The following is a 23,919-nucleotide window of genomic DNA, read 5'->3' on the forward strand; positions in this document are numbered from 1 at the left end:
GAGAGGTATAAATACCTCTGATCCAGCCATAAATGGGCTATTGAGTGAAAGGAGAGGTATAAATACCTTTGAAAATTCCCGGCCATAAGCAGGCCACTGGGCCAAGCGGTGTTATCGAATTCCCGGCGGCCGCGCTTCCGACTAATTTTCTACTTTTAAGCGGTCCGGCAAAAACGGCAACCGCGCCTACGGCCTGATCGGTGGAGACAACATTAAGCGCGGCGCCATTGCTGCCAAGTATTCGCATGACAATCACAATCTGCTGGTCGTGGGCCACGACCTGGAGGACATGGCTGTAGCGGCTAATACGGTGATTGCGGAACAAGGCGTGTCAAAAGCAGCAGTTCCACGAAATTCTGCTGTACAAAGTGTAATTGAACGCAGTGCGCCGGCCTGAACTCGAAAGGGACCAAGCAGGTAGGCAAGTAGGCAGTTAGGCAGTTAGGCAAGCAGTTAGTCAGGTAGGTAGGCCATTAGGCGGCAGGTAGGCTAGCTGAAAAGCAGGCAAGTAGTCAAGCAGGCAAGTAGGCAGTTAGGCAAGCAGTTAGTCAGGTAGGTAGGCAATTAGGCGGCAGGTAGGCTAGCTGATAAGCAGGCAAGTAGGCAAGCAGGTAAGTAGGCAGTTAGGCAAGCAGTTGTCAGGTAGGTAGGCCATTAGGCGGCAGGTAGGCTAGCTGATAAGTAGGCAAGTAGGCAAGTAGTCAAGTAGGTAGGCAGGTAGGCAGTTAGGCAAGTAGGCAGGCGGCCATCTCATAGCAGTGCAGCATGCAGCCGGTCCTGCTCTGTTCTGCTTGCTCCTTCAAGCAAACATACGGTTTGCCCATAAAGTTTTTGCTTCCAAGACATATTGTATATAATGGAAGTATTGCTTGATTCCGGAGGAGGCGGTTGTGATGGCAGAGATGGAGCGGGTGAAAGGCGCAGATCATGCGGACAAACCGGGACAACGTAAAAATTCAGGGAGATGGAAAAAGCCAACTCTGGCGCAAATCTGCCTGATTGTGTTCCTGCTCGGGATTGCTGTATTCTGGGTAGGTTCTGTCATCCAGATGTTCAGTTCGTTTGAGGAACGCGTATCGGGCCGCATCAATCTGCAGGATATAACTTCTATTGAAATCATCCGCTCGATGCCCTCGACAACTGACGAAGTGAAGGTCACTGTGACCGACCCTGCAAAAATAGCCGACATCATGAATGCCTTTGCCGATGTTAAATTGATGAGCTCCAGTTTTTCCCACGATTTCAACAGAAGCTACTGGATTAGTATCATTGTGGGCAAATCCTTAAGGTTCGGCATTCGCCTGGACGACCAAAAGTATATATACATTAATGACTTGGCCAGAAAAGACAAATACAGCAGCGGGTCTTTTAAAATCATCAATCATTATGACATGCGCTCCATCGACCGCCTGTTCGAATGAGTTGGCGGATTCCATTGACTTGCAGATGCCCCGCGCCTATGATGATTATTAATAAAAAAACTATATAAGCTGAACTTTAAAAAAGAAATCATAAAAGGGGGAAGTAACGGAGGGGAAGTTTGGAACTGCAGGAGCGAACGCGTCCGCCTTTATGTTTGGATTTCTACCGCAAATAACGGTTAAAATCAAGAAATCTAAACATAACAGCGGCCGGAAGTCCAAACATTCCCCGCAGTGTACGGCCAAACCCCAGAATGGAAAATTTAAGTTCAGCTTATATCAGTGAAACGCACAGAGGAGAGAGACAGCATGGATATGGAGATTGAACGTAAGTTCCTGCTGCCGGAGTACCCGGAGCGGCTGATTCAGGAAGGCCAGGTGCAGGTGCTTACGCGGCACAGCATTGACCAGACTTATCTGGCTATTGAGGACGGGCAGGAGCTTAGAGTGCGCAAGATCACGGACCTGGATTCGGGCGAGATTACGTATACGCATACCTTCAAGGATGGCAAAGGCATCAGCCGCAAGGAGATCGAATATTCCATCTCAGAGGGATTATATAACCAGATGATCGAAGCAGTGAAGGCTGTACCCCTGGTGAAGACACGTATTACCGGCATTTGGAACGGCACAACCATAGAGATTGACCTCTATACCCAGCTGGAACTGACCGTGGTGGAGGTTGAATTCGATTCGCTGGAGGCAGCGGAGAGCTTCGTGGCCCCCGAATGGTTCGGCAAGGATGTCAGCGTGGAGAAGAAATACAGCAACAAAACCGTCTGGAAAGAGCTGCAGAACAAATAACGTGAAGCTGCCCGGCGGCATCCCATGGTTACGTAAAAGTTAACACAGAAGTAACGGACTTTAACGCTTAAACGTGTTAATATAGAATGAGCTTAGGACCGGGCAGCACGGGTACATTTTCTGCACGCCAGCCTATATTAGGGTTAACTACAGAGGGGTTCAGGAGGATGAGAGAGGTATGGAGTATATAAGCACAAGAGGCAATGTAGAAGCTAAGGGCTTTATTGATACGGTTCTGATGGGGCTGGCGGATGACGGCGGGCTCATGGTGCCTTTTCAGATCCCGGTAGTTTCCCCAGAGAAGCTGGCAGAATGGCGGAGCCTGAGCTTCCAGGAGCTTTTTCTTGAAATTTTCTCGTATTATACCAATGATGAGATTCCCTATGATGATCTAAAAGAAATGGTCTACACCAGCTATGCCAATTTCCGCGCGCCGGAAGTAACGCCTCTGCATCAAGTGAATGATTCCTTGTATGTGCTGGAGCTGTTCCATGGGCCTACTTTTGCTTTTAAGGATGTGGCGCTGCAGTTCATGGGCGAGCTGTATTCCTATATTTCCCGCAAGCGCGGCGAGGTGATTCATATCCTCGGCGCTACCTCTGGGGATACGGGGGCGGCTGCCATCCAGGGGGTTCGCGGCAAGGAAGGCATCAAGATCTGCATTCTGCATCCGCACGGCAAGGTCAGCAAGGTACAGGAGCTGCAAATGACGACAGTGGACGACAGCAATGTGCTGAATCTGTCCGTTGAAGGCAACTTCGACGACTGCCAGAAGGTGATTAAGGAACTGTTCGCCGATCTGGATTTTAAGGGCAAATATCACCTGCGGGCGATCAACTCAATCAACTTCGTGCGTATTCTGGCGCAGACGGTCTATTATTTCTATGCCTATCTGCAAATTGAGGGCAGCGATAAGAAGAAGATCAACATCAGTGTGCCATCCGGCAACTTCGGCAACATCTTCTCCGGTTATTTGGCGAAAAAGATGGGATTGCCGGTCAACAAGCTGATTATCGCCACGAATGAAAACAATATCCTGGAACGGTTCGTGAACACTGGTGAATATAAGCCGGGAAGCTTCACGAGCACCTACAGCCCTTCGATGGATATTCAGGTGGCCAGCAACTTTGAACGGTACCTCTATTACCTGGTGGGCGGGGATGCGGAGAAGCTCTCTGCCTATATGTTGGAGCTGCAGACCGAAGGGAAGATTACTATCGCCGGAGAAGCGCTTCAGCAGGTGCAGGCTGATTTTGCAGCGCTGGGTGTGAGGAACCAGCAGTGTCTCGATACGATCGGGAAGTATAATAAAGAGTATGATTACCTGCTCGACCCGCATACGGCCTGCGGTATTGCAGCCTATGAGCAGTTTAACGGTGCAGGGGAAACGGCCATTACTTTTGCGACAGCCCATCCGGCCAAATTTGACGAGGCTATCGCCTTGGTGGATATCAAGCAGGAGTTCCCAGAGCAGATCTCGGCTTTGTTCTCGCTGCCTCAGCACCAGACGGTGGTGAAGCATGATAAAGATGTGATCGTACGCGAGCTGCAGGCTTTTTACGAATAGAACAGTCTCCCGGCTGTCTTCTGCAAGCTCCCTCATACTGTAACGGCCCCCGTTCTTGGGATAAGAACGGGGGCCGTTTGGCGTAGAAAAGGCATCTTCACCGCATCGGCAAAGAGGAGGGATTCTGCCGTTTCCGGGATTTTTGGCAATAGTCGGCGATTTTGTAGGAAATATAATAACCCAGCATTTTTTCGGAGTCGGAGAAGCTGGTGTCAAGCAGTCTGCTGATATGATCCAGCTTATATCTGAGGGTATTCCGGTGAATATACAGTTCTTCGGCAGTGAGCTGCATGTTGCGGTTATTTTTGAGATAGACAAAGAAGGTATGGTACAGGTTGGATTGATGGGCAGCATCATATTCCTGCAGCTTCAGCAGCTCGGGATCGCGGTAGCCGGGTTCCTCCATAGACAGGGCATCGGCAGAAAGCAGCTCGTAGAGACGGATATCGGAGTAGAAGGTCAGATGCTGCTCTGGGCTGACAATGCCGCCGATCCGGATCGCGCTTAGGGACTGGAGAAAATGTGTTCTGCACTGGGAAAGACTGGAGAATCTGCTGCTGACCCCAAGCATGATTCCGGACTGGGCCAAAAATTCCCGCAGATGGGCAGGGATATGTTCTTTGGACAGAACCCCGTCATGGATCATCACAATATGTCCCTCATAATAGGTGAAAGGGCTGCCGGGAAACAGTTGTTGTAAACGCTCTCTTAAAAAGTCGTCATAATGTCCTGAATTCTCATAACGGGAAAGGTCGAACAGCAGCACAAGCAGATGCTGGCCGAACCTTAAGCCTGCGCTTTTCATTCTGTCCCTGATGATATGGCTGTCCTGAAACTGCTGATCCAGCAGTCCGCAGATGAAATCCTCCACCTTCATATTCCGCGTGTTGCGGTAGTAGCTGCTCTTGCCCATCTCTTCCCCCAGGATGGTGGCGGTAATGGCCAGCAGTTCCTTGTCTTGGGGACGGAGAGGATGCTTGCAGCCTAGAAGCAGCACGTTGCCGACTGGTTTGCTGCCGATTTTGATCTTGGAGATCAGCTTGGTGTTTGCGGTTTCCTCACAAGTGACTTCATAAGACCCGCCGGTCTGCTTTCCCCGCCGGACACTGTCCAGCTTGTTCACAGCGGCAATAAAGTCGTAAGAGCAGTAACCCTTGCGGATATTCCCGCTCCATAAGTAATCGGTAATCTCATCCGGGTCAGAGTGGGCCACAATTTTGAAGCTGGAATCAAATACAATGACGGGATTGCGCAGGAGCGCTGCAGCGGTCTGTACGATGGCGGACAAGCCTGCACCTGAAATGTAAGCTGTGAATAAGGAGGCGGTGTAATGCTCCTGTTCGATCTGGTCCGGCCGCAGTTCATCTAGAGAAACATCCATGGGGATCACCCTTTTTGAGGAGTTTTTTTTATCATAGTGCACAATGCACTAGAAAGAAGTGATTTTTGGCTCTTGTTCATATATTCACAAAGTTTCGGGGGGCTTACACTGAGGGTGGAGGTGCTAAGCAGATGAAATACGAGAAACTGTTGGCCGCAGGGAAAATTGGCCGCCTTGAGCTTAAGAACAGGATTGTCATGCCGGCCATGGGCACATCCCTGGCTGCGGCCAGCGGAGAGGCTTCGGATGAAATGATCGCTTTCTATGAGGAGCGTGCAGCGGGAGGCTGCGGCCTGATCATTACTGAAATTACCCGGGTGGACAATGAGACAGGGGTGGGCACACCTAACCAATTGAACGCAAGCGATCTGCTGTTTGTTCCACGGTTAGAGAAGCTGGCCAGGGCGGTCCATCGTCATGACAGCAAAATATTTCTCCAGCTCCAGCATCCGGGCCGGCAAAACCACGGGCGGCTGATTGGCGGCAGGCAGATCGTTGCTCCAAGTGCGGTGATGTCCTCGGCAATCGGAGAAATGCCCCGGGAGCTGTCGACCCAAGAGGTAGAAGAACTGGTGCGGAAATTTGTTTTTGCAGCCCACATAGCCAAAACCGCGGGTATAGATGGAGTCGAAATCCATGGCGCTCACGGCTATCTGGTCGGACAGTTCCTAAGTCCGCTTACGAATTTGAGAACCGACAAATACGGTGGTTCACTTGAGGGCAGAATGTTGTTCCTGACGGAGATTGTGCTCGGCATCAAGCAGGCCTGCGGGGCAGGGTTCCCGGTCTCTGTCCGCATTGACGGCGATGAGTTTGTTCCGGGAGGCATTACGCTGGATGAAGCGCTTGAAACCGCGAAGCACCTGGAGAGCCTTGGGGTGGATTGCATAAATGTAAGCAGCGGCACTTATGAATCGTCGAATACGATTATCGAGCCGATTTCCTATCCGCAAGGGTGGAAAAAACATCTCGCCGCAGCCATGAAGCAGGCGGTTCAAATTCCGGTGATCGCCTGCGATGTCATCCGCAAGCCGGAATTCGCGGAGAGTCTGCTCCAGGAAGGAAACACGGATTTTGTCGCGGTCGGCAGAGCCCAATTGGCCGATCCGGAATGGGGCAGCAAAGCGGCAGCGGGAAAGGAGGCCGAGATCAGAACCTGCATTTCCTGCCTGTACTGCATCCAGGAGGTGATGGAGTGCAAGGTCATCAAGTGCGCCGTCAATGCCAGAGCCGGCCGGGAGCTTGAATTGGCCGGACCGGCAAAGGACGGCGGAAGCAGAGCGGTGGCCGTCATCGGCGGCGGACCTGCGGGCATGGAGGCTGCGCGAATTCTGGCGCAGCGGGAATTCAAGCCGGTGCTGTTCGAAGCCAGGGATGTGCTCGGAGGCAGTGTGGAGCTGGGGAGCCGGCCGCCGCTGAAGGAGAAGCTGAACTGGTTCCTCGGCAATATGCAGCATCAGCTGGAGCAGCTGGAAGTCGATGTCCGTCTCTCTACGAAGCCTACGCTGGACCAATTAAGGGAGCTTGAGCCGTATGCGGTAGTGGTGGCTACCGGGGCGCAGCCGGTTATACCGGCTATTCCGGGAGTGAATAAGGCAGCGGTCTGTACGGTTGTTGATGTTCTCGGCGGCAAGGCTGTGATCGGCAACCAGCAGGCCGTTGTGATCGGCTCCGGCATGACCGGCCTGGAAACTGCCGAATACCTTGTGGACAGAGGAAACCGGGTTACAGTAGTGGAGATGCAGCCGCGGATCGGTCCGGATGCCTATCTCCCGAATCTGATCGACATCGTTACCCGGCTGAAAAAGTCCGGCGTCGAGCTGCTCGCTTCAACGAAGCTGGTAGAGGTGAAGGACGGGTCTATCGTGCTTGAGAATACCTCTACGGGGGAAGTCATGGAGCGAGAAGCCGATGCTGTAGTTCTGTCCATTGGAGTAGCGCCGGAGTCTTCCTTCACGGAAGAGCTTAAGCAGGCTTTGCCGAATGTCAAGGTGATTGGCGATGCCGGCCGGCCCGGCAGAATTGGACAGGCGATTCAGAGCGGCTTCGAAACGGCTTATATGCTGCGTTGATACCAATTATAGGAGGTACAGTCATGGGGAGTTTTGTGAAAAGGATCACGGATATCCAGAAGTATGGAGGCAAGCCGACCACTTTTTATGATGCGGAGATGCTGACGGTGTATTGGGAAACGAAGCCTGAGATCATCGCGCGTCTGCTTCCGAAGCCGCTGAAGCCCGCCAGCCGTCCGCTCGTTAACGCTTTTGTAGCCAATTATCCGGCGACGAACTTCTGTCCGCCTTACCGCGAAGCCGGATTGTTCGTGCTGGCAGACTATAATGGCCAATTGGGCAACTATTGCCTGTCGATGCCGATTACGAGTGATATCGGCATGGCAATGGGCCGGGAAGTCTGCGGCCTGCCCAAAAAAATGGCCGATATTTCCCTGAACCATGCTGAAGGCTTCATGGGCGGGACGATCAGCCGGCACGGCATTGATTTTGTCAGTATGGAGGCGCGTATAGAGGATAAGTTCAATGACAGTGCAGCCGGGGAAATTCTCGACGAATATTACGGCAAGGACATTCCGCTGTACAACATCAAATATGCCAACGCCATTGACGGTAGCGGTTTTGATCTGATGCCAACGCTGGTTACTCAGCGCCTGGTCAGCGACGTCAAGGTCTATAAGGCGGCTGAGGCTGCGATTACGTTCCAGGATTCCCCGCATGATCCTTGGAGCGAGCTAGAGGTCGTCAATATGCTGGGAGCCGTTTATACCGTAAGTACAAATGTGCTCGAAAAAGGCAGAGTGCTGGAACTGCTGAATCCGATGGAGTATCTGCCTTACTGCTATCTCCGCTGGGACTGGTGGGAGAATAAGCTGCAGTCCGGTTCGTTGTGAACGGGGTAATCCCATGATGGCGATGCTTACAACATTTATAGGAGGCTAGACTATGACTAATCTTTTTGATTTAACCGGGAAGAAAGCTGTCATTGCAGGAGCGTCCAGCGGAATCGGGGTACAATTCGCCGAGATGCTGGCCGGGCAAGGGGCGGATGTCGCGATATTGGCGAGAAGATATGACAAGCTTGCCGCGGTGGCGGAGGAGATCGGAGCCAAATACCCGGAACGCAGAATGATCCCCATCCAGTGCGATGTGCGAAAAGAGGACCAGATTATCGAAGCTGTCCGGAAGGTTATGGATGCTTTTGGCCAAATTGATATCCTGCTGAATAACGCCGGTGTCGTGGACGCCGTGCCGGTTGAAGCGCTGGAGGAGGAGGCCTGGGACCGGGTGCTGGATACGGATTTGAAGGGCGTTTTCCTGATGTCCAAGCATGTCATCCGGCAAATGAAGGAACGGAAATACGGCAAAATTATCAATACCGCCTCTATGCTGGGACTTACCGCCTCCGCTTCGGTCCCTACGCATTCCTATAATGCAGCCAAAGGGGGAGTGATCCACCTGACCCGGGGTGTGGCGGCAACATATGCCAAGTACGGAATTACCGTCAATGCGATCGGCCCAAGCTTATTCCGCAGCGAAATGACGGAGAATACACTGTTCACGGAACAAGCGCTGAAAATGTACAATGCCGTTTGTCCGATGGGCCGCCCCGGAAATCCGGGTGAGCTGAACGGCGCGGTGCTCTATTTTGCCTCGGATGCTTCCAGCTATACTACCGGCCAGACCCTGTTCGTAGACGGTGGATGGACGATCATATAATTTACAGGAACGGGTAAGGAGCACCTGCATTTATGCAGGTGCTTTTTTTCACATGCTCAATCAGCAGAATTTGTCGGAAAATTGTCCGGAAAAGTGGACATCCCTACCCTGTAGTGAGAAAATAGCATGTAGAATCAGTACGAACTAAAAAGGACGGGATCACTTCATGACAATTCGATTCGGGGTTATTGGAACCAACTGGATTACAGACCGTTTCATTCAAGCGGGTCTGGAGAATGAGGAATTTATCCTTACTGCTGTATACTCCCGTACGGAGGAGAAGGGGCGCGTTTTCGCGGCAAAATATGCCGGCGCTTCCATATATACGAATCTGGAGGAAATGGTGGCCGGCGGGGAAGTGGATGCGGTATACATTGCCAGCCCCAATTCGATGCATGCTGAACATGCGCTTGTCTGTATGAACCATGGGAAGCATGTGATCTGTGAAAAGCCTGCGGCCTCCAACAGCGCGGAGTTGCGGGCGATGATCGAAGCGGCGCGGAGCAATGATGTGCTGTTCATGGAAGCGATGAAATCCACCTTTATGCCCAACTTCGGGGTGATTAAGGACAACCTGTACAAGCTGGGACAAGTGCGCCGTTATTTCGCGGGTTATTGCCAATATTCATCAAGATATGATGCTTACCGCCAGGGAACGGTATTGAATGCCTTTAATCCAGCCTACTCCAACGGTTCCCTGATGGATCTGGGCATCTATTGCCTGTACCCGATGGTGGCGCTGTTCGGCATACCGGAGTCGGTGCGGGCGGTAGGCCTGATGCTGGCTTCCGGCGTAGACGGCGAGGGCAGCATTGTGATGCGTTATCCGGATATGGATGCCGTAGTCATGCATTCCAAGATTGCCGACTCCTATCTGCCTGCCGAGATCCAGGGAGAGAATGGCACGATGGTGATCGACAAGATCAACCAGCCTTACCAGGTCAAAATCCACTACCGCGACGGGACGGTTGAAGAACTTACCCTGCCGCAGGTATTTGAGCCGATGTATTATGAGGTGGAGGAATTTATCAGTCTGATCAAAAACGGGCAGCGCGAGAGCCATGTGAACAGCCACGCCAATTCTTTGGCCGTTGCCGAGGTGATGGAGGAAGCCAGAGCACAGATCGGCCTCCGCTATGCTTCGGACCTGTAGCGGAAGCCTTCGGACGAATGTTGAAATGGGGAGCGGAACTTGAAAACTTTTAAAAAAGTCTACATCGAGATTACAAGTGTCTGCAACCTGGCTTGCAGCTTCTGTCCGCCCACGGAGCGGCAGAAAAACTTCATGAAGCTGGATACCTTTAATACCATTCTCGACGAGATCAAACCGCACAGCAATCATATCTACCTGCATGTCAAAGGCGAGCCGCTGCTGCATCCGAAGCTTGGCGAGCTGCTGGATGCCGCCCACGCCAAAGGGTTCAAGGTCAACATTACGACCAACGGAACACTGATTCATAAGGCGGGACCGAAGCTGCTCGGCAAGCCGGCGCTGCGGCAGATGAATTTCTCGCTGCACAGCTTCGACGGCCATGCGGGCTCGGAGAACCGGGAGGGGTATGTGTCGGAGATTATTTCTTTTGTGCGTGAAGTCACGGCCCAGGGGGTTATTGTCTCCTTCCGGCTGTGGAATCTGACCGAGGACAACCGGACGAATCTGGAGAAACAGCGCAACCGCGAGACGCTGGCGCTGCTGAAGGAAGCCTTCAATCTGGATTTCAACATTGAAGAAAAGGTGGTGCCCGGCAGCGGGGTGAAGATTGCCCCGCGCGTCTATCTGAACCAGGACCACGAGTTCAGATGGCCTGCATTAAGCGAGCCGGAGGATGACGGCAAAGGGTTCTGCCACGCGCTGCGCAGCCAGGCGGCGGTGCTGGTCGACGGCACGGTGGTCCCGTGCTGTCTGGATGGCGAGGGCGTAATTAACCTCGGCAATCTCCATGAGAAGCCGTTCTCCGAGATTATCGAGGGCGAACGCGCGAATAATCTGTTCTATGGCTTCTCCCGCCGGGAAGCGGTTGAGGAGCTGTGCCGCAAATGCGGGTACCGGCAGCGGTTCGGGACGTAGAACTGTTCTATGAAATAGAAGTACACGAACATTTATAAGAATTACGGATAAGACCGATATTGATATAGAATATACTTTATTTAGTATATACATATACAATTTAGGAGGTGACTTATGAATGTATCGCGTTCTATTCAGCGCCCGCCATTTCCGGTAGCCGATCATGACCGGCAGCAGCGAAGGGGAACAGAACAGAACCCCGGTTCAAACATGAGGATTCCGGGAAAACCGGAATCAAAACTGCTTGATCATCTGAACAAGCAGAAGCAGTCCCTGATGGACAGGCGTTCCGAGTATCTGGGCAACGCCCTCAAAAGAGGGGAGAGCCAAGAAGCTATCCAGGCCGAGCTTGCCTCAATGGATGAGCAAATTCAGCAGCTGGAGCAGCAAATTCAAAAGCAGGCTATCGACAACCAAAGCAAGACAAAGGGTCTGGATGAAGACAACCCCAAAAAGAAGGACGGGACTCTTCAAGAATCGTGGAGTCCGGAAAATCAGACGCCTGAGCAGCAGCAGCTTGCCAATACTACATACACCATGAACGGCGTCATATCTGCCGGCAATGATTTGAAGCAAAGCGGTGCTGTGCGAATAGCCCAAACCACCTTGCGGACTGAAGCGAAATCCTGGGAAAACAGCAACTCAGGGAAGTCGGCAGGTCTCCTTCAAAAAGTGACCAATCTGGATCAGAAGCTAATAAGCATTGCTAAGGACATCCAGGAACAAATGAAAGAAAATGTACAATCGGCACCTTCGCCGGTTATCCGGGACGAATCTCCTGCGAACGTGCAGGATAAGGAGGACCCGGCCGCCGACACCGCCGAAGGCAGTCCTTCCCGGCCGGAATTAGAGATCTACGCAGAAGCCAATAAGACAACGGTTCCCCCGGGCAGCCAGATTGATAAAGTAGTCTAGTACTTTTTCAAGAACAGCATTACACATCGGACAGCAAGCTTCCATCCGGGAGCCTGCTGTTTGATGTTACGGCATATACAACACGATCAGGAGGCGATCCGCATGCTGAAATCCCTGCAAGCCATTGAAGCGTACCGTGAGGACGGCAAGCTGTCCGGCGGGAATTATCCCTGGCTGGACTATATTGTTCAAGCGGAAGAAACCATAGTCAATCTTGAGCGGGTTGACTCGCTGCAAGAGCTGGAATATATCAATCCGGTGCTGGAGTATGTGGAGCGGAGCCTTCGCCTGCTCGATAGTCTGCCTCTGTCCTACTGGATTAAGGAGCTGGTGGAGGAAACGCTGATCTGGGCAGAAACGGCTAAGGGCGGAACTCTGCGCCAGCGCCGTTTGTGGCAGGCAGAGGGCATTAATATTTTTGTACATAATATCGGTTCGGCCGAGTTATACCTGAGACATACGGGTGGAACCGGGGTGGGGGCGTATGGCGGGCAGGCGGTTCCGGCGCTGGAGCCGGGCGGTACCGAGGCAGCCAAGCAAGAGATCGTGCACCGGCTGATCGGGACCCATGGACTGATCGGGCAGCAGATCCGCGGTGAGGTGCCGCCTTCCGTAAACCGTCCGCTGGCGGCGTTGGTGGAAGAAGGGCTGCTGACCGCCGATGAGCTGGAGCGGCTGCTGTTTGCGCTGAATCACTGCATTATTTCCGCCGTGTCCCCCGAGCTGTGGCAGGCGGTGCGCACGGAAGTGATGGGGCTGATTGCGGTAATCTCTTCCGGAGATCTGCATGCCGGGGTGCCGATGAAGGAGCGCCTGCGCAGAATGCGTGCCGGGGCGATTGCCGGTGGTGAGGATTATGATGCGGAGTGGAGCAGCCTAATGGAGGAGGGCTTCAATCCCGATATCCTGGAACCTATGCAGCCTATCACCTTTTGGTATGTGGAATCGGCGCTGCAGACCTTTTCGCTGGAGCAGTTTCTCAAGATTATGGCGCTCACCGCCTGCGGCAGCAAGCTGTCAGGCCTGAACCATATCAGCTATGAGGCAGTCATGAACAGCATTTACTATGACTACAAGGGTACCAAGAAAATCAATGTATACAAGAAAAGGATAATCGAAAAGTATCTGTCCGGCCTGGCCTGGGAGGATATTCTGAATGGAGCCACCCCGTCGGGCAATCCGCATCTGGTTCACCGGCTGCGGCGGGAGGAGCATCTGCCGGACACGCTCTTCTTCCATTTCGAATTCTCTCCGGCGGCAGAGAAGCTGATCGAGTTCTGCATGGAGGCCGAAAAGTCGGCACTGTACGAGCGGGCCGTGCTGATGCTGTTCGATTTGTTCGAGCTGCGCCGCGATGCCTTTGACCGGTTCCATAATGAGGATACGTACTTAAGCCAAATGAATGAGACGGCAGACTATAAGGCGGTGATTCTGGAGTATGTCACCGGCCGGAAGGTGCTGGACATCGGCCCCGGTGGCGGTGTGCTGCTGGATCTGATCGAGGAGCGATTGCCGGGAGTCATCCCGGTCGGCATCGATATTTCCAGCAATGTGGTGGAGGCGCTGCGCCAGAAGAAGCAGCGGGAGGGGCGCCTCTGGGAAGTGCTGCAGGGCGATGCGCTGAATCTGAAGGACTTCGTAGAGCCGGGCACGGTGGATACTGTGATTTTCTCCTCGATTCTGCATGAGCTGTATTCCTATGTGCCGCTGAACGGCACGAAGTTCAATCATGCGACCGTTGCAGCGGCACTGGTGAGCAGCTTTGAGGTGCTGGCGGACGGCGGGGCGATTATCATCCGTGACGGCATTATGACCGAGCCGCTGGATCAGCGGCGGCGGGTGCGCTTTCTGGAGGCGGACGGGATGGCGGCGCTGGAGCGCTATGCCAAGGATTTTGCGGGACGGGTCATTCAATATGAGCGGATAGATGAACAAGAGGTGCTGATGCCGGTCAACGATGCCATGGAGTTTCTGTACACCTATACCTGGGGAGAAGAGGCCTATATCCATGAGGTTCAGGAGCAGTTCGGCTATTTTACTCCATCCCAGTATAAGACCTTCATTCAGCAGACCTTAGGCGGACAGGCGAAGCTTGAAGTTTTCCGCCATTATTTGCAGGAAGGCTATACGGACGCGCTGCGGGGCCGGGTAATGGTTATGGATGAGAGCGGACAAGAGGTGCCGCTGCCGGACAGTACGTGTTTTATTGTGATACGCAAGAAAGGGTAGGCTTAGCACAGCTTCCCATTGTATAGTTGGACAGCGGCGGTGTGCTTGGTTCAGCTCACAGATCAATGGATGCTTAGGATGCTTAACAGCGGGGCACCGATTAGATGGAATTTCTCCACTTCATGGTGCCCTGTTGAGCTGGTGCAGAGCTTTAGTTGGAATTTCTCCACTTCATTCAGCGAATTTTGGCCTGAAAGGGTTGTAATCGCCGAATTAAGTGGATTTTTTCCACCTATTTCTGATAACAGCGCTAATATGACGGAATTAGTGATCCTTTTTCCACTTGAATTGGCTGGGGCATTAGCGGTGCAGCGAATGGCCAGTTGGCTGTGTAATACATAAGATGGCTGTTTATGCCCAAGTTGGCTGTGATGGCTAGCTGGCTCTAAATAATCAGTTGGTATTCGCAAGTAAGTTGGCTGAGTATGCATCAGTTGGTTTATACACAAGTAAATTGGCTCTGCATGCATCGGTTGGTTTATACGTAAATTTGCTGTGTACGCTTAATTTGCTGTGTATGGAGCTTGGCTAGTTGGCTGCTATGCGTAAATTGCAAGGTAATGGTCCAGTTTTTCAAGCATTGCCGATTCTGCCGTGGGAACAATGTCCGGGCAGCTGAATTCCCTCGAACGTAATGTTTGCCCCGCAGGGGTCTTCAAGTCTATGGATACAGCTGCCCCTGTGCGGATACCTGACCCTGCCCCTTGCGGAACTCTGAAGGCGAGCATTTCATGGCCTTGCGGAACACCTTAATGAAATAGCTGACGTTGTCGAAGCCTACCTCCAGGGCGATGTCGGAGATTTTGCGTTCCGTTTGCTGCAGAAGATCTGCCGCCTGGCGGATACGGTAAGAGTTGATATAGTCGACCGGGGTTTTGCGGGTCATGGCTTTGAAGAAGCGGCAGAATTGCCCTTCACTCATCGGAATCAGCTCGGAGAGATCGCGGGTGCGGATCGGTTCCTGGTAGTTGTCCTGAATATAGAGAATGACCTTTTTGAGCCGGTTGATCTTGGTTGTATCGGCGCTCTCCGACTGGCTGCGGTTCACGGAACGGCCCTCGATGGCGATCTGCGAGAGCATGATAAGTAAAGTTCCCTTCATAAAGGCCTCAAATCCGGGCATTTTATTATCATATGCCTCCATCATACGCTCCAGATGGCGCAGCAGCTCAAGCTGCCAGGGAATATCGGGCGAAATATGCCGCGGGAAGCTCTGGCGTTTCTCCAAAAGCGGCAGAATCACAGTCTGCTGAATAGTGTCATATTGAGCGCTGGCCAGGAGATCAGGATGAAAGACCAGTGCGCAGAACCGGCAGGGACTGTCCTTCAAAGCATACGCGGCATGGATATCACCGGATTCGATGAACACAGCTTCCCCTGGACGAAGCGGAAAATAATCGGTATCCACCTGAAACATAATCTCGCCTTCCAGCAGCAGAAAGAACTCGGCTTCCTCATGCCAATGCGTATCCAGGACAGGGGTCCCGGCTGGAAGCTCGATCCAGTAAGCGGCGAGCGGAAACATCACATCGCCATGAACCCGGTCTTCTTTCAGCAGACGCTGCGAGGTACGGTCCATAATAAGCCTCCTTTTTGATGGAACATAAGAAAGTATAAGTTTCACACTATCCTCTGTCCTTATATTTCCCGCTGAAACGGATTCCGTCTTTTTATGGACGGCAAGGCCGTTTCTACTTGTAACATCAGAATAGTATTATAAATGAGCTATAATATATTAGTTTTGTCTAATTATTATCGTTATAATGCAACTATAAACACCAAATTGAAGGGTGGCAAGTACACACATGAAATTTACAGACGGCCTCTGGCTGGTTCGTGACGGAATTAACATCAACGGTGCGGTGCAAAACTATGTGGTAGAAAAAACCTCCGAGGGTTTGACTGCGGTTACACAGACAACTCCAATTACAGGACGCGCAGCAACACTGAACTCTACACTGCTGACTGTGAAATTCCATTCCCCGCTTCCGGGCGTGGTAGGCGTTAAAATTATTCATAATGATGGTGTGGTGGACCACGGTCCTGCTTTTGAGTTAACCAAGGGAACCGGCGATCATGTCCAAATTGAAGAAACCGAAACACAGACCGTGCTGATCAGCGGCGGGCTTCGTGTGGTGATCAACAAGGGCACTCACTGGTCCGTGGACTTTTACCGGGGCGACGAGCGTATTACCGGCAGCGGTTTCAAATCGATGGCCTACATTACAGACCAGGACGGCAACACGTTCATGCGTGAAGAGCTGGATCTCGGCGTAGGCGAATTCGTCTATGGTCTGGGCGAGCGCTTTACCGCTTTTGTCAAAAACGGACAGGTGGTAGACATCTGGAATAAAGACGGCGGCACCAGCTCCGAGCAGGCCTACAAGAACATTCCTTTTTACGTAACAAGCAAGGGCTACGGTGTATTTGTCAACCATCCTGAACTGGTTTCATATGAAATCGCTTCGGAAAAAGTGAAAAAAGCCCAATTCAGCGTAGCGGGCGAAAGCCTGGAGTACTTTGTAATCGAGGGACCTTCCATTAAGGAGGTCATTACCAAATATACATCCCTTACCGGCAAGCCTGCGCTGCCTCCGGCATGGACCTTCGGCCTGTGGCTTACGACTTCGTTCACTACCGATTACGATGAAGCGACTGTCAATTCCTTCGTAGAAGGCATGGCCGAACGGGATTTGCCGCTGCATGTCTTCCACTTCGACTGTTTCTGGATGCGTGAATACCAATGGACCGATTTTCAATGGGACCCTCGCGTATTCCCGGACCCGGTCGGCATGCTGAAGCGCCTGAAGGAAAAAGGCCTGAAAATCTGCGTGTGGATCAACTCTTATATCGGACAGCGTTCACCGCTGTTTGAAGAAGGCAAGAAAAACGGCTATTTGATCAAAAAAGCAAACGGCGACGTATACCAGACCGATCTGTGGCAGGCGGGCATGGGACTCGTGGATTTCACGAACCCTGCAGCTTGTGAATGGTATGCCGGCTACCTGCGTGATCTGGTGGACATGGGCGTAGACAGCTTCAAGACGGACTTCGGCGAACGGATTCCAACCGATGTGGTGTACTTTGACGGCTCCGACCCGCAGAAGATGCACAACTACTACACTCAGCTGTACAACAAGGTGGTCTTCGAAGTATTGGAAGAGAAGCTGGGCAAAAATGAAGCCGCCGTATTCGCACGCTCGGCAACGGCCGGCGGGCAGCAGTTCCCGGTTCACTGGGGCGGCGACTGCTATGCGGACTATGAGTCGATGGCAGAAAGCCTCCGCGGCGGCTTGTCACTTGGCCTGTCCGGCTTCGGCTTCTGGAGCCATGATATCGGCGGCTTCGAGAATACGGCTCCGGCGCATGTGTTCAAACGCTGGCTGGCGTTCGGCCTGCTCTCCAGCCACAGCCGCCTGCACGGCAGCACCTCGTACCGCGTGCCTTGGGCATACGATGACGAAGCCGTGGATGTTACCCGCTTCTTCACCAAGCTCAAATGCAGCCTGATGCCGTATCTGTATGATGTGGCCGGACAGGCACATGAGCAGGGCTGGGCTTCGATGCGTGCGATGGTTATGGAGTTCCCGGAAGATCCGACTTGCGAAATTCTGGACCGTCAATATATGCTGGGCGATTCCCTGCTGGTCGCTCCGATCTTCCAGGAGAACGGCGAAGTGAAGTATTATCTGCCGGCTGGCCGCTGGACCCACCTGCTTAGCGGTGAAACCGTACAAGGCGGATCATGGCGCAAGGAAACGTATGATTTCTTCAGCCTGCCGCTGTTCGTCCGCCAGAACTCGCTGCTGGCTACAGGCAGTGTAGATACCCGTCCGGATTATGATTTTGCCGACGGTGTGAAATTCGGCCTGTACTCGCTGGAAGACGGTGCGGTGACAACTGCAACCGTCCGCGATATCAAGGGCGCGCCTGAGCTGGCCGTAAAGGCTGAGCGTAAAGGCAGCACCATTTCCGTTACCGCCGAAGGCAGCGGCAAGGCATTCACCCTGGCTGTGAAGGACCTCGGCACGATTGCTTCCGTGGATGGAGCGGAACTGGCAGATGCCTCTACGGTAAGTGTAAAAGCGGGAGCTGCGTCTGTCTCGTTCACGATTACGCTGAACTAAGAATAAGCATTCTGCGGAATTTCTGAAATGAACAAAAACCTCTCTGTACGGCTGCTGCCTGCGAAGGCGTTCCTGCCGCCCTGAGAGGTTTTTTGCTGCGGAGGGACTTATTCTGACAGATAGCGGAAACTGCCTGAAAAGACGCAAACGCTCATCCCAAGATCAAAATTGTGTTATATATCGGCTGATTCGTATTAGTGTTATGCCGATAATGTCCGTATACTGTGATTGTTTACAGATCCGAATGAAAGAAGGAGCTACTTCACGATGCACAGTCAAGAGAACCAAGCCGGGGTGTTCAGCCAGTCTGAGTACACCTCGGCTATGGCGCTGTCCACAGCCGCCAATTATATTATGAACTGGGCGGAGCCCTTTACCCACACCTACCGGACGTACATCCGTCTGCGGGAGAATGGAAGACTAGCCCTGAAATTCTGGCACAGCAATGCGGTGGATTCCACCTGGGATATGGGGCTTGAATCGAGAGGGAGCGAGCCGGGAGGGAAATGGAGCATTGAGGCGGCCTATATTGCCGACGGAGGGCTTGAGCCGGATGGTACAGTCATACCGGGCACCCAGGTGCCAGTGACCTTCTCGGATGAAGCAGAGAAGCAAGTGGCTCCCGGGGAAAGCTTTTGGAGTGATGAAGCGGTGCTTGACCTGCCGGAGGGACACTATCTGGCTTTTACCTGGACGCTTAGAACGGCTGCTCCCGGCAAAAGCTTCCCTTACAATGTGGAGGGGATGCTCGTCACTGCTTACGACACTCCCGGGAATCACGCCGGTCAGGAATCGAACGCTGCCTTCAGCGAATCGGACAAGCTCCTGGTGCTGCCAAGCTATATCGGGTATAAGAAAAAAGTGCACAAAAAGCTCGTATTCCTGGGAGATTCGATTACACAAGGGGTACGGACTGCAAAGGATGGGTACTCCTACTGGGCGGCGCGGATTGCCGAAGGGCTTGGAACCGGGTATGGACTATGGAACCTTGGATCAGGGTGGGGGAGAGCCTATGATGCGGCCACTGACGGCGCTTGGCTGAACAAGGCCAAGCAGGGCGATGAAGTGCTGATTGTGCTGGGTGTGAACGATCTCGATATCGGCAAGCGCTCGGCAGCAGAGCTTCTTGCCGATCTCTCGCATATCGTTTCTCTGATCAAAGAGGCTAACCCCGAAGCAGGAATCATTCTTGGCACCGTGCCGCCATTTAACTTCGAAGGCGAGCGGGAAGAGGCTTGGAGAAGGGTGAATGCGCAGATTCTTACGGCTCCGCCTGCGGGGGTTAACCGCGTATTTAATATCGCGGCCGTACTGTCCATGCCGGCTCCATTGGACCATAGAGTCCGCGCGGAGTATATGAGCAATACGGACGACCCGCATCCGAACGGCACCGCCGGCAGGGCGGTGGCGGACGCTTTTCTGGAATGGTACCGGGAAACCGTCGGTTAAATAAGGCTAAACGGTTTGGTATCTAATGAACACCCAAAGCACACTAGGCATACTATGTAGTACTTTTAACAGGAAGGTAGTGCTTACCATGGGTATCCAAATGGCCTCACAGCAAAAAGTGCTGTATCAAGCTGACAATAATTATGTCCAGAACCTGACATCGGTTAGAAAACACTTGCACAGTATATGCAGACAACATGCCAATCAGTTTGTTCGGGTGCAAACGTTAGACGGTCAAGTAGTCACAGGAAGAATTTTAGGATGCGATAGAGGGTTGTTTTATCTGGGAGTAAAGAATTATGGAGGACAACGGTCTTTTTTCGGAAGCAGCAGTGATGAAGCGATTTTAACCCTTGTGCTTTATGAATTACTTGTAATTACTTTATTGTACACTTAATAATCGAATGAGAACCTACACGATTGTAGGCTCTCATTTTTTTTGGCTTATGGCGGATTAAAATGTTTTAAGGATGATCACCAACAGAATATACAGTACCAAGATTGTAGTAGTGGAAGTAACAAGTCCTCCAATATTTCCGCAACCGCTCATTGCATAACCTCCCTCGCATAATTATCTTACAGACCCATGATATGCACCTTCCTCAATTCCTGTATGGACGATTGACCAGATGACAACAGATGAATGTTCAAAGTTACGGACTGTTGTGTGCGGGCAAGCATCCCCTCCATAAATCAGAGGGTGATCCGGGTTCTGTAGTCTTTGGGCGAGAGGCCTACCTGTTTTTTGAATACCTTGCTGAAGTATTTGACATCGTGAAATCCGACCATCTCCGAAATCTGCGACAGCTTCAGGTTGGGGTTCTGCAGCAGCAGCTTAGCCTTTTCAATTCTGACACTGCCGATATAATCGGAGAAATTAATGCCGTATTCCTGCTTGAATTTGCGGGAGATGTATTCACGGCTGACGTAGAATTTGCCGGCCACTTCTTGCAGCGACAAGTCGGATGGATAGTTCTGTTCAATGTATTTCACAATTTCCGTCATCGGGTTGCGCTCCTTCACCGCTCTGGCTGTAAGCTCCTGAGAAAGGCGCTGCAGCACAGCAAAGGACCAGTCACGCCAGGCGAACAAGGAGAAGGAATAGCCGCTCGGCAGGGGAGCCGGGTTCAGGCTGTCCGCCCGCTCAAGCTCTGCCAGAGCGCTGTCTGCTTGTCCGCCGAGGGCTTCCCGGACCAGCCGGGAACGGAACAGCAGGGCATCGGCCTTCCAGGAATTCAGCATCTCGGGGGTAACAACACCCCGGCGGCTCAGCTCCTGAGTCCAGTGCCGGGCGGCGGCTGACAGCACCTCCGGGTTGCCGCTGATCACTGCCATTCTCCATTCCTCCTGCACGTCGGCAAAGATAATCGGAGGTTCACTTCCGGTAACTACAGTTTTGGAGGAGGAGGAGGAGGAGGGGAAATGGCAGTAGTCCTCATGTCTTAACAGATTCCGCCGGAGCAAGGCCTCGGCGGCTTCTGTGCGTTCAGCCGGCAGCCCCCCCGGCAGGGCTCCCACGGAGCTGATGCCAAAATGCATCCGGAACTGCAGAGTCATGTAAATGCCCTGGTTAATCCGGTTGATCAGCTCGGCTACAGATTCCTGGACATCCCACAGGATAATAGCGATTTCCGGCGGTCCTCCCCAATACCGGAAGGCTATCCCCTTGCCCTGCAGGTGCAGAAATTCATTGCAGATGTTGACGATGGCGTAATACAGCAGCTCGCTGTCGCCTCCGAACCGTTTGATCAGCGGGTTGTTGCCGGGATCAGTCTGCACTAGAATCAGCCGTGAGACTGTGGCGGTATGCGGGATTATCCCGTCGTCCCACAGCCTGCGCAGTGAAGCTTCCGCATTGATCGGATCATCGATCAGCGCCGACAGCAGCTTTTCCCCGTAAATGGGTCTGATTTCATTCAGGCGGATACTCTGCCTCTGCCGGTGGCTGCGTTCTTCTTCCTCCGACCGCCAGGCGGTCACGGCCTTGGCTACTGCGTTATTGATCATTTCCGGCTCAATGGGCTTCAGTATATAGTCAATGCCGCCATGGCGGACAGTCTGGCGGACAAAGTCAAAATCATTATGGCCGCTGACCACAATAAATTTGGTGTTGCCGGCGAATTCATTGACCCAGGACATCAGCTCGATCCCGTTGCCCGATTCCATCAACATATCCATGATGACCAGGGCAGGTTTCTCCTTGCGGATCAGCTCGATGGCTTCATTGCCGTTTCCGGCCTCCAGAATTTCCCTGATCTGATGGGCATCCCAGTCGACCAGAAGTCTGACCGCCTTCCGGACTCTGGCTTCGTCGTCTACAATCAGCGCCTTCATATGGCTTCACTCTCCACTACAATATCAATTTCCAGCCGGACGATGACTCCGCCGGCCTTATCATTGTCCACAGTCAGCATAGCGCTGTCCCCGCAGACCAGCCGCAGCCGGGCCAGCACGTTAGGCAGGCCGATCCGGGCCCCGGGAGCATCCCGCTTGCTGTCTTTGCTGTCCATCACTTTCAGCGTGTCTATATCCAGCCTGCCGGGATGCAGAAGCTCTTCCCGGAGGGCTTCCAGCTTCGCTGCGGGAATGGAGCTGCCGTTGTTCCGGATGGCAATCTCCATCCGCCCGGAGGCGAGCCGGGCCGCCTTAATTTCAATTAGGCCGTCGGTGCGGGCGAGATTGAAGCCATGCTTGAAGTAATTCTCCACGATGGGCTGGAGGATCATTTTGGGCATCAGCGCCTTCAGCAGCGATTCTTCCATATCGTAGCGGAAAGTGAACTTATTTTCAAAACGTTCCTTTTGCAGCTCGACATAGGCTTTGACATGGTCCAGCTCATCTTGTACCGTAACGATCTTTTCATCATTGTACATGCTGTAGCGCATCATCTTAGCCAGCGCGGAGAGCAGGGCATAAATCTGCGGCACCTTAAGCTCCAAAGCGAGGGTACCGATAATCTGCAGCGTATTGTTCAGAAAATGAGGATTGATCTGCGATTGCAGCGCCCTCAGCTCATTGGTTTTATTCGACAGCTCCAGCCGGTACTCCCGCAGAATCAGATTGTTGATTGTATCCATCATGCTGCGGAAGCGCTCGGTGACGAGGCCGATTTCATCCTTGCCGGCAGGCCGGATATCAATCTCAAGATTACCGGTCTGCACTTGATTCATGTACCGGGTCAGCTGCTTAATGGGAGCAGTGATCCGGAAGGAAATGAGAATCGTCAACGCAATGATCATCAACATCAGCACCACCAGCAGCAGAATATTGATTCTGGCGGCTTCTTTGGCTTCGCGGAACAGGTAGGAGACCGGAATCTGCTTCACCAGCGTCCAGTTCAGTCCGGGACTATCAATCTTCTGATAGATAAACACGGCACCGTCTTTTTCAAAATACCCCTGGGAGAGGCCGTTTCCCGCGATTGGCTTGTTATACCAGGAGGCGTTCAGCGGCTTGCCGAGGTCTGCTTCATCATGGCTGTAGACGATAGTGCCGCTGTCATCCACCAGATAGATATTTTCCTTATCCTGCTCGTACAGCTGATTCATGATATCTGTAAAAGCAGTCAGCTTCACATCAATGGAAAGGTAGCCCAGCGCCTCGGTGGAAGGAATCCGCTCAATCCTTCTGTGCAGGGTGAATACCGGCTCGGGCGTCAGCTGCGGGATCGGTGAATTCAGCCCGTAGGTGTTGCTGATATGGGTGCTCTGGATGGATAAGGGATAGGCATCCGTGATCCTGGAGTCACTGTAGGGAGGGATTCCCTGCCAGCGCTTTGGCGTGGCGTTATGGGATAAGAGCGTCGCTTTGCTGTCCTTAACGCGGTATAGATAGACCTGAAAGATGTCAGGCATGGAGGTCAAGATATAATTCAGCGAAGAATAAATGCGGATGCCCGCCGACATATCGTCATAGCCCGCTTCAAGCTGCCGGTAAAAGTCCGAATCCGAGTAGATCGTCAGGGACAGCCGGTTTACATCCTGAATGAAGCTGCTGATATTTTTGGAGCCTTGGTATAGGAGATTCGTATTCTCATCCACCGCCCGGGTCCGCAGAGACTTCGTCGTGTAGGAATAGCTGATAAACATCGTAGCTATAATACAAACTAGAGTTGGAAGGAGTAAAAAAACAATCAGTTTCGTGCGGATACTGTTCCATTTCATCGATTCTTGTCACATCCGATCAATATTTTACACCTGAAAGATCACCTGAGTAGGTGTAAGAGAC

General features: G+C 52.6%; 17 protein-coding genes and 1 pseudogene. 14 read left to right on the top strand and 4 right to left on the bottom strand.

The features are described 5' to 3' along the window. Positions 1–148: 148 nt before the first annotated feature. The 4 genes and pseudogenes from BLQ82_RS29920 to thrC form a co-directional block, all read left to right on the top strand. Positions 149–328 (top strand): annotated as a pseudogene (locus BLQ82_RS29920) (adenine deaminase C-terminal domain-containing protein); the annotation flags it as partial. A 565-nt stretch (positions 329–893) separates the two neighbouring features. Next, positions 894–1,421, top strand: coding sequence for a hypothetical protein (locus tag BLQ82_RS29925; RefSeq protein ID WP_062520794.1), 528 nt, complete (start codon positions 894–896; stop codon positions 1,419–1,421). 309 nt (positions 1,422–1,730) lie between these two features. Then, positions 1,731–2,225, top strand: coding sequence for a CYTH domain-containing protein (locus tag BLQ82_RS29930; RefSeq protein WP_062520796.1), 495 nt, complete (start codon positions 1,731–1,733; stop codon positions 2,223–2,225). Between the two features lie 178 nt (positions 2,226–2,403). Beyond that, the gene (thrC, locus tag BLQ82_RS29935) at positions 2,404–3,792 is read left to right on the top strand and encodes a threonine synthase (RefSeq protein ID WP_062520798.1); all 1,389 of its coding nucleotides are present in this window, start codon (positions 2,404–2,406) and stop codon (positions 3,790–3,792) included. Between the two features lie 97 nt (positions 3,793–3,889). On the opposite strand, the gene BLQ82_RS29940 is transcribed toward thrC, so the two are convergent. Then, positions 3,890–5,173 (bottom strand): PucR family transcriptional regulator, encoded by a 1,284-nt coding sequence (locus tag BLQ82_RS29940; RefSeq protein ID WP_062520800.1) that lies wholly within the window; start codon positions 5,171–5,173, stop codon positions 3,890–3,892. Between the two features lie 131 nt (positions 5,174–5,304). On the opposite strand from BLQ82_RS29940, the gene BLQ82_RS29945 reads away from it, so the two are divergent. The 7 genes from BLQ82_RS29945 to BLQ82_RS29975 all read left to right on the top strand — a co-directional run bounded on the left by BLQ82_RS29945 (position 5,305) and on the right by BLQ82_RS29975 (position 14,116). After that, complete coding sequence (locus tag BLQ82_RS29945; protein ID WP_062520802.1) at positions 5,305–7,245, top strand: NAD(P)/FAD-dependent oxidoreductase; 1,941 nt, start codon at positions 5,305–5,307, stop codon at positions 7,243–7,245. A 23-nt stretch (positions 7,246–7,268) separates the two neighbouring features. Then, positions 7,269–8,078: an acetoacetate decarboxylase family protein gene (locus BLQ82_RS29950; RefSeq protein WP_062520804.1), complete on the top strand. Its 810-nt coding sequence runs from the start codon at positions 7,269–7,271 to the stop codon at positions 8,076–8,078. Positions 8,079–8,130: 52 nt separating this feature from the next. Continuing rightward, complete coding sequence (locus BLQ82_RS29955; RefSeq protein ID WP_062520805.1) at positions 8,131–8,904, top strand: SDR family NAD(P)-dependent oxidoreductase; 774 nt, start codon at positions 8,131–8,133, stop codon at positions 8,902–8,904. Between the two features lie 166 nt (positions 8,905–9,070). Next, positions 9,071–10,057 carry a Gfo/Idh/MocA family protein gene (locus tag BLQ82_RS29960; RefSeq protein ID WP_062520807.1) on the top strand — a complete coding sequence of 329 codons (987 nt, stop codon included), beginning with the start codon at positions 9,071–9,073 and terminating at the stop codon, positions 10,055–10,057. A 39-nt stretch (positions 10,058–10,096) separates the two neighbouring features. Continuing rightward, the gene (locus BLQ82_RS29965) at positions 10,097–10,972 is read left to right on the top strand and encodes a radical SAM/SPASM domain-containing protein (RefSeq protein ID WP_062520809.1); all 876 of its coding nucleotides are present in this window, start codon (positions 10,097–10,099) and stop codon (positions 10,970–10,972) included. Positions 10,973–11,086: 114 nt separating this feature from the next. After that, positions 11,087–11,887, top strand: a complete 801-nt coding sequence (locus BLQ82_RS29970) for a hypothetical protein (protein WP_062520811.1) — start codon at positions 11,087–11,089, stop codon at positions 11,885–11,887. A 102-nt stretch (positions 11,888–11,989) separates the two neighbouring features. Further along, positions 11,990–14,116: a class I SAM-dependent methyltransferase gene (locus tag BLQ82_RS29975; RefSeq protein WP_062520813.1), complete on the top strand. Its 2,127-nt coding sequence runs from the start codon at positions 11,990–11,992 to the stop codon at positions 14,114–14,116. Between the two features lie 661 nt (positions 14,117–14,777). Here the strand turns inward: BLQ82_RS29975 and BLQ82_RS29980 are convergent. Continuing rightward, a complete protein-coding gene (locus BLQ82_RS29980; RefSeq protein ID WP_062520815.1) occupies positions 14,778–15,695 on the bottom strand; it encodes an AraC family transcriptional regulator in 918 nt (305 codons plus the stop codon). 226 nt (positions 15,696–15,921) lie between these two features. On the opposite strand from BLQ82_RS29980, the gene yicI reads away from it, so the two are divergent. The 3 genes from yicI (at position 15,922) to BLQ82_RS29995 (ending at position 20,089) form a co-directional block, all read left to right on the top strand. Continuing rightward, on the top strand, positions 15,922–18,243 hold the full coding sequence (yicI, locus tag BLQ82_RS29985; RefSeq protein ID WP_062520817.1) for an alpha-xylosidase: 2,322 nt from the start codon (positions 15,922–15,924) through the stop codon (positions 18,241–18,243). Between the two features lie 267 nt (positions 18,244–18,510). Further along, complete coding sequence (locus BLQ82_RS29990) at positions 18,511–19,692, top strand: SGNH/GDSL hydrolase family protein (RefSeq protein ID WP_062520819.1); 1,182 nt, start codon at positions 18,511–18,513, stop codon at positions 19,690–19,692. Between the two features lie 88 nt (positions 19,693–19,780). Next, on the top strand, positions 19,781–20,089 hold the full coding sequence (locus tag BLQ82_RS29995; protein ID WP_062520821.1) for a hypothetical protein: 309 nt from the start codon (positions 19,781–19,783) through the stop codon (positions 20,087–20,089). A gap of 296 nt (positions 20,090–20,385) precedes the next feature. Here the strand turns inward: BLQ82_RS29995 and BLQ82_RS30000 are convergent, their stop codons facing one another. After that, the gene (locus tag BLQ82_RS30000) at positions 20,386–22,026 is read right to left on the bottom strand and encodes a helix-turn-helix domain-containing protein (RefSeq protein WP_062520823.1); all 1,641 of its coding nucleotides are present in this window, start codon (positions 22,024–22,026) and stop codon (positions 20,386–20,388) included. Then, positions 22,023–23,855 carry a cache domain-containing sensor histidine kinase gene (locus BLQ82_RS30005; RefSeq protein WP_062520825.1) on the bottom strand — a complete coding sequence of 611 codons (1,833 nt, stop codon included), beginning with the start codon at positions 23,853–23,855 and terminating at the stop codon, positions 22,023–22,025. The genes BLQ82_RS30000 and BLQ82_RS30005 overlap by 4 nt, the downstream gene beginning before the upstream one ends. Positions 23,856–23,919 lie beyond the last annotated feature (64 nt).

Source organism: Paenibacillus jilunlii (assembly GCF_900102965.1).
Taxonomy (GTDB): domain Bacteria; phylum Bacillota; class Bacilli; order Paenibacillales; family Paenibacillaceae; genus Paenibacillus_AQ; species Paenibacillus_AQ jilunlii.

Coding starts and splice junctions, on each gene's coding strand:
- BLQ82_RS29950 (WP_062520804.1), top strand. CDS start 7,269: ATGGGGAGTTTTGTGAAAAGGATCACGGATATCCAGAAGTATGGAGGC.
- BLQ82_RS29925 (WP_062520794.1), top strand. CDS start 894: ATGGCAGAGATGGAGCGGGTGAAAGGCGCAGATCATGCGGACAAACCG.
- BLQ82_RS29975 (WP_062520813.1), top strand. CDS start 11,990: ATGCTGAAATCCCTGCAAGCCATTGAAGCGTACCGTGAGGACGGCAAG.
- yicI (WP_062520817.1), top strand. CDS start 15,922: ATGAAATTTACAGACGGCCTCTGGCTGGTTCGTGACGGAATTAACATC.
- BLQ82_RS29945 (WP_062520802.1), top strand. CDS start 5,305: ATGAAATACGAGAAACTGTTGGCCGCAGGGAAAATTGGCCGCCTTGAG.
- thrC (WP_062520798.1), top strand. CDS start 2,404: ATGGAGTATATAAGCACAAGAGGCAATGTAGAAGCTAAGGGCTTTATT.
- BLQ82_RS30005 (WP_062520825.1), bottom strand. CDS start 23,855: ATGAAATGGAACAGTATCCGCACGAAACTGATTGTTTTTTTACTCCTT.
- BLQ82_RS29960 (WP_062520807.1), top strand. CDS start 9,071: ATGACAATTCGATTCGGGGTTATTGGAACCAACTGGATTACAGACCGT.
- BLQ82_RS29955 (WP_062520805.1), top strand. CDS start 8,131: ATGACTAATCTTTTTGATTTAACCGGGAAGAAAGCTGTCATTGCAGGA.
- BLQ82_RS30000 (WP_062520823.1), bottom strand. CDS start 22,026: ATGAAGGCGCTGATTGTAGACGACGAAGCCAGAGTCCGGAAGGCGGTC.
- BLQ82_RS29995 (WP_062520821.1), top strand. CDS start 19,781: ATGGGTATCCAAATGGCCTCACAGCAAAAAGTGCTGTATCAAGCTGAC.
- BLQ82_RS29940 (WP_062520800.1), bottom strand. CDS start 5,173: ATGGATGTTTCTCTAGATGAACTGCGGCCGGACCAGATCGAACAGGAG.
- BLQ82_RS29990 (WP_062520819.1), top strand. CDS start 18,511: ATGCACAGTCAAGAGAACCAAGCCGGGGTGTTCAGCCAGTCTGAGTAC.
- BLQ82_RS29930 (WP_062520796.1), top strand. CDS start 1,731: ATGGATATGGAGATTGAACGTAAGTTCCTGCTGCCGGAGTACCCGGAG.
- BLQ82_RS29970 (WP_062520811.1), top strand. CDS start 11,087: ATGAATGTATCGCGTTCTATTCAGCGCCCGCCATTTCCGGTAGCCGAT.
- BLQ82_RS29980 (WP_062520815.1), bottom strand. CDS start 15,695: ATGGACCGTACCTCGCAGCGTCTGCTGAAAGAAGACCGGGTTCATGGC.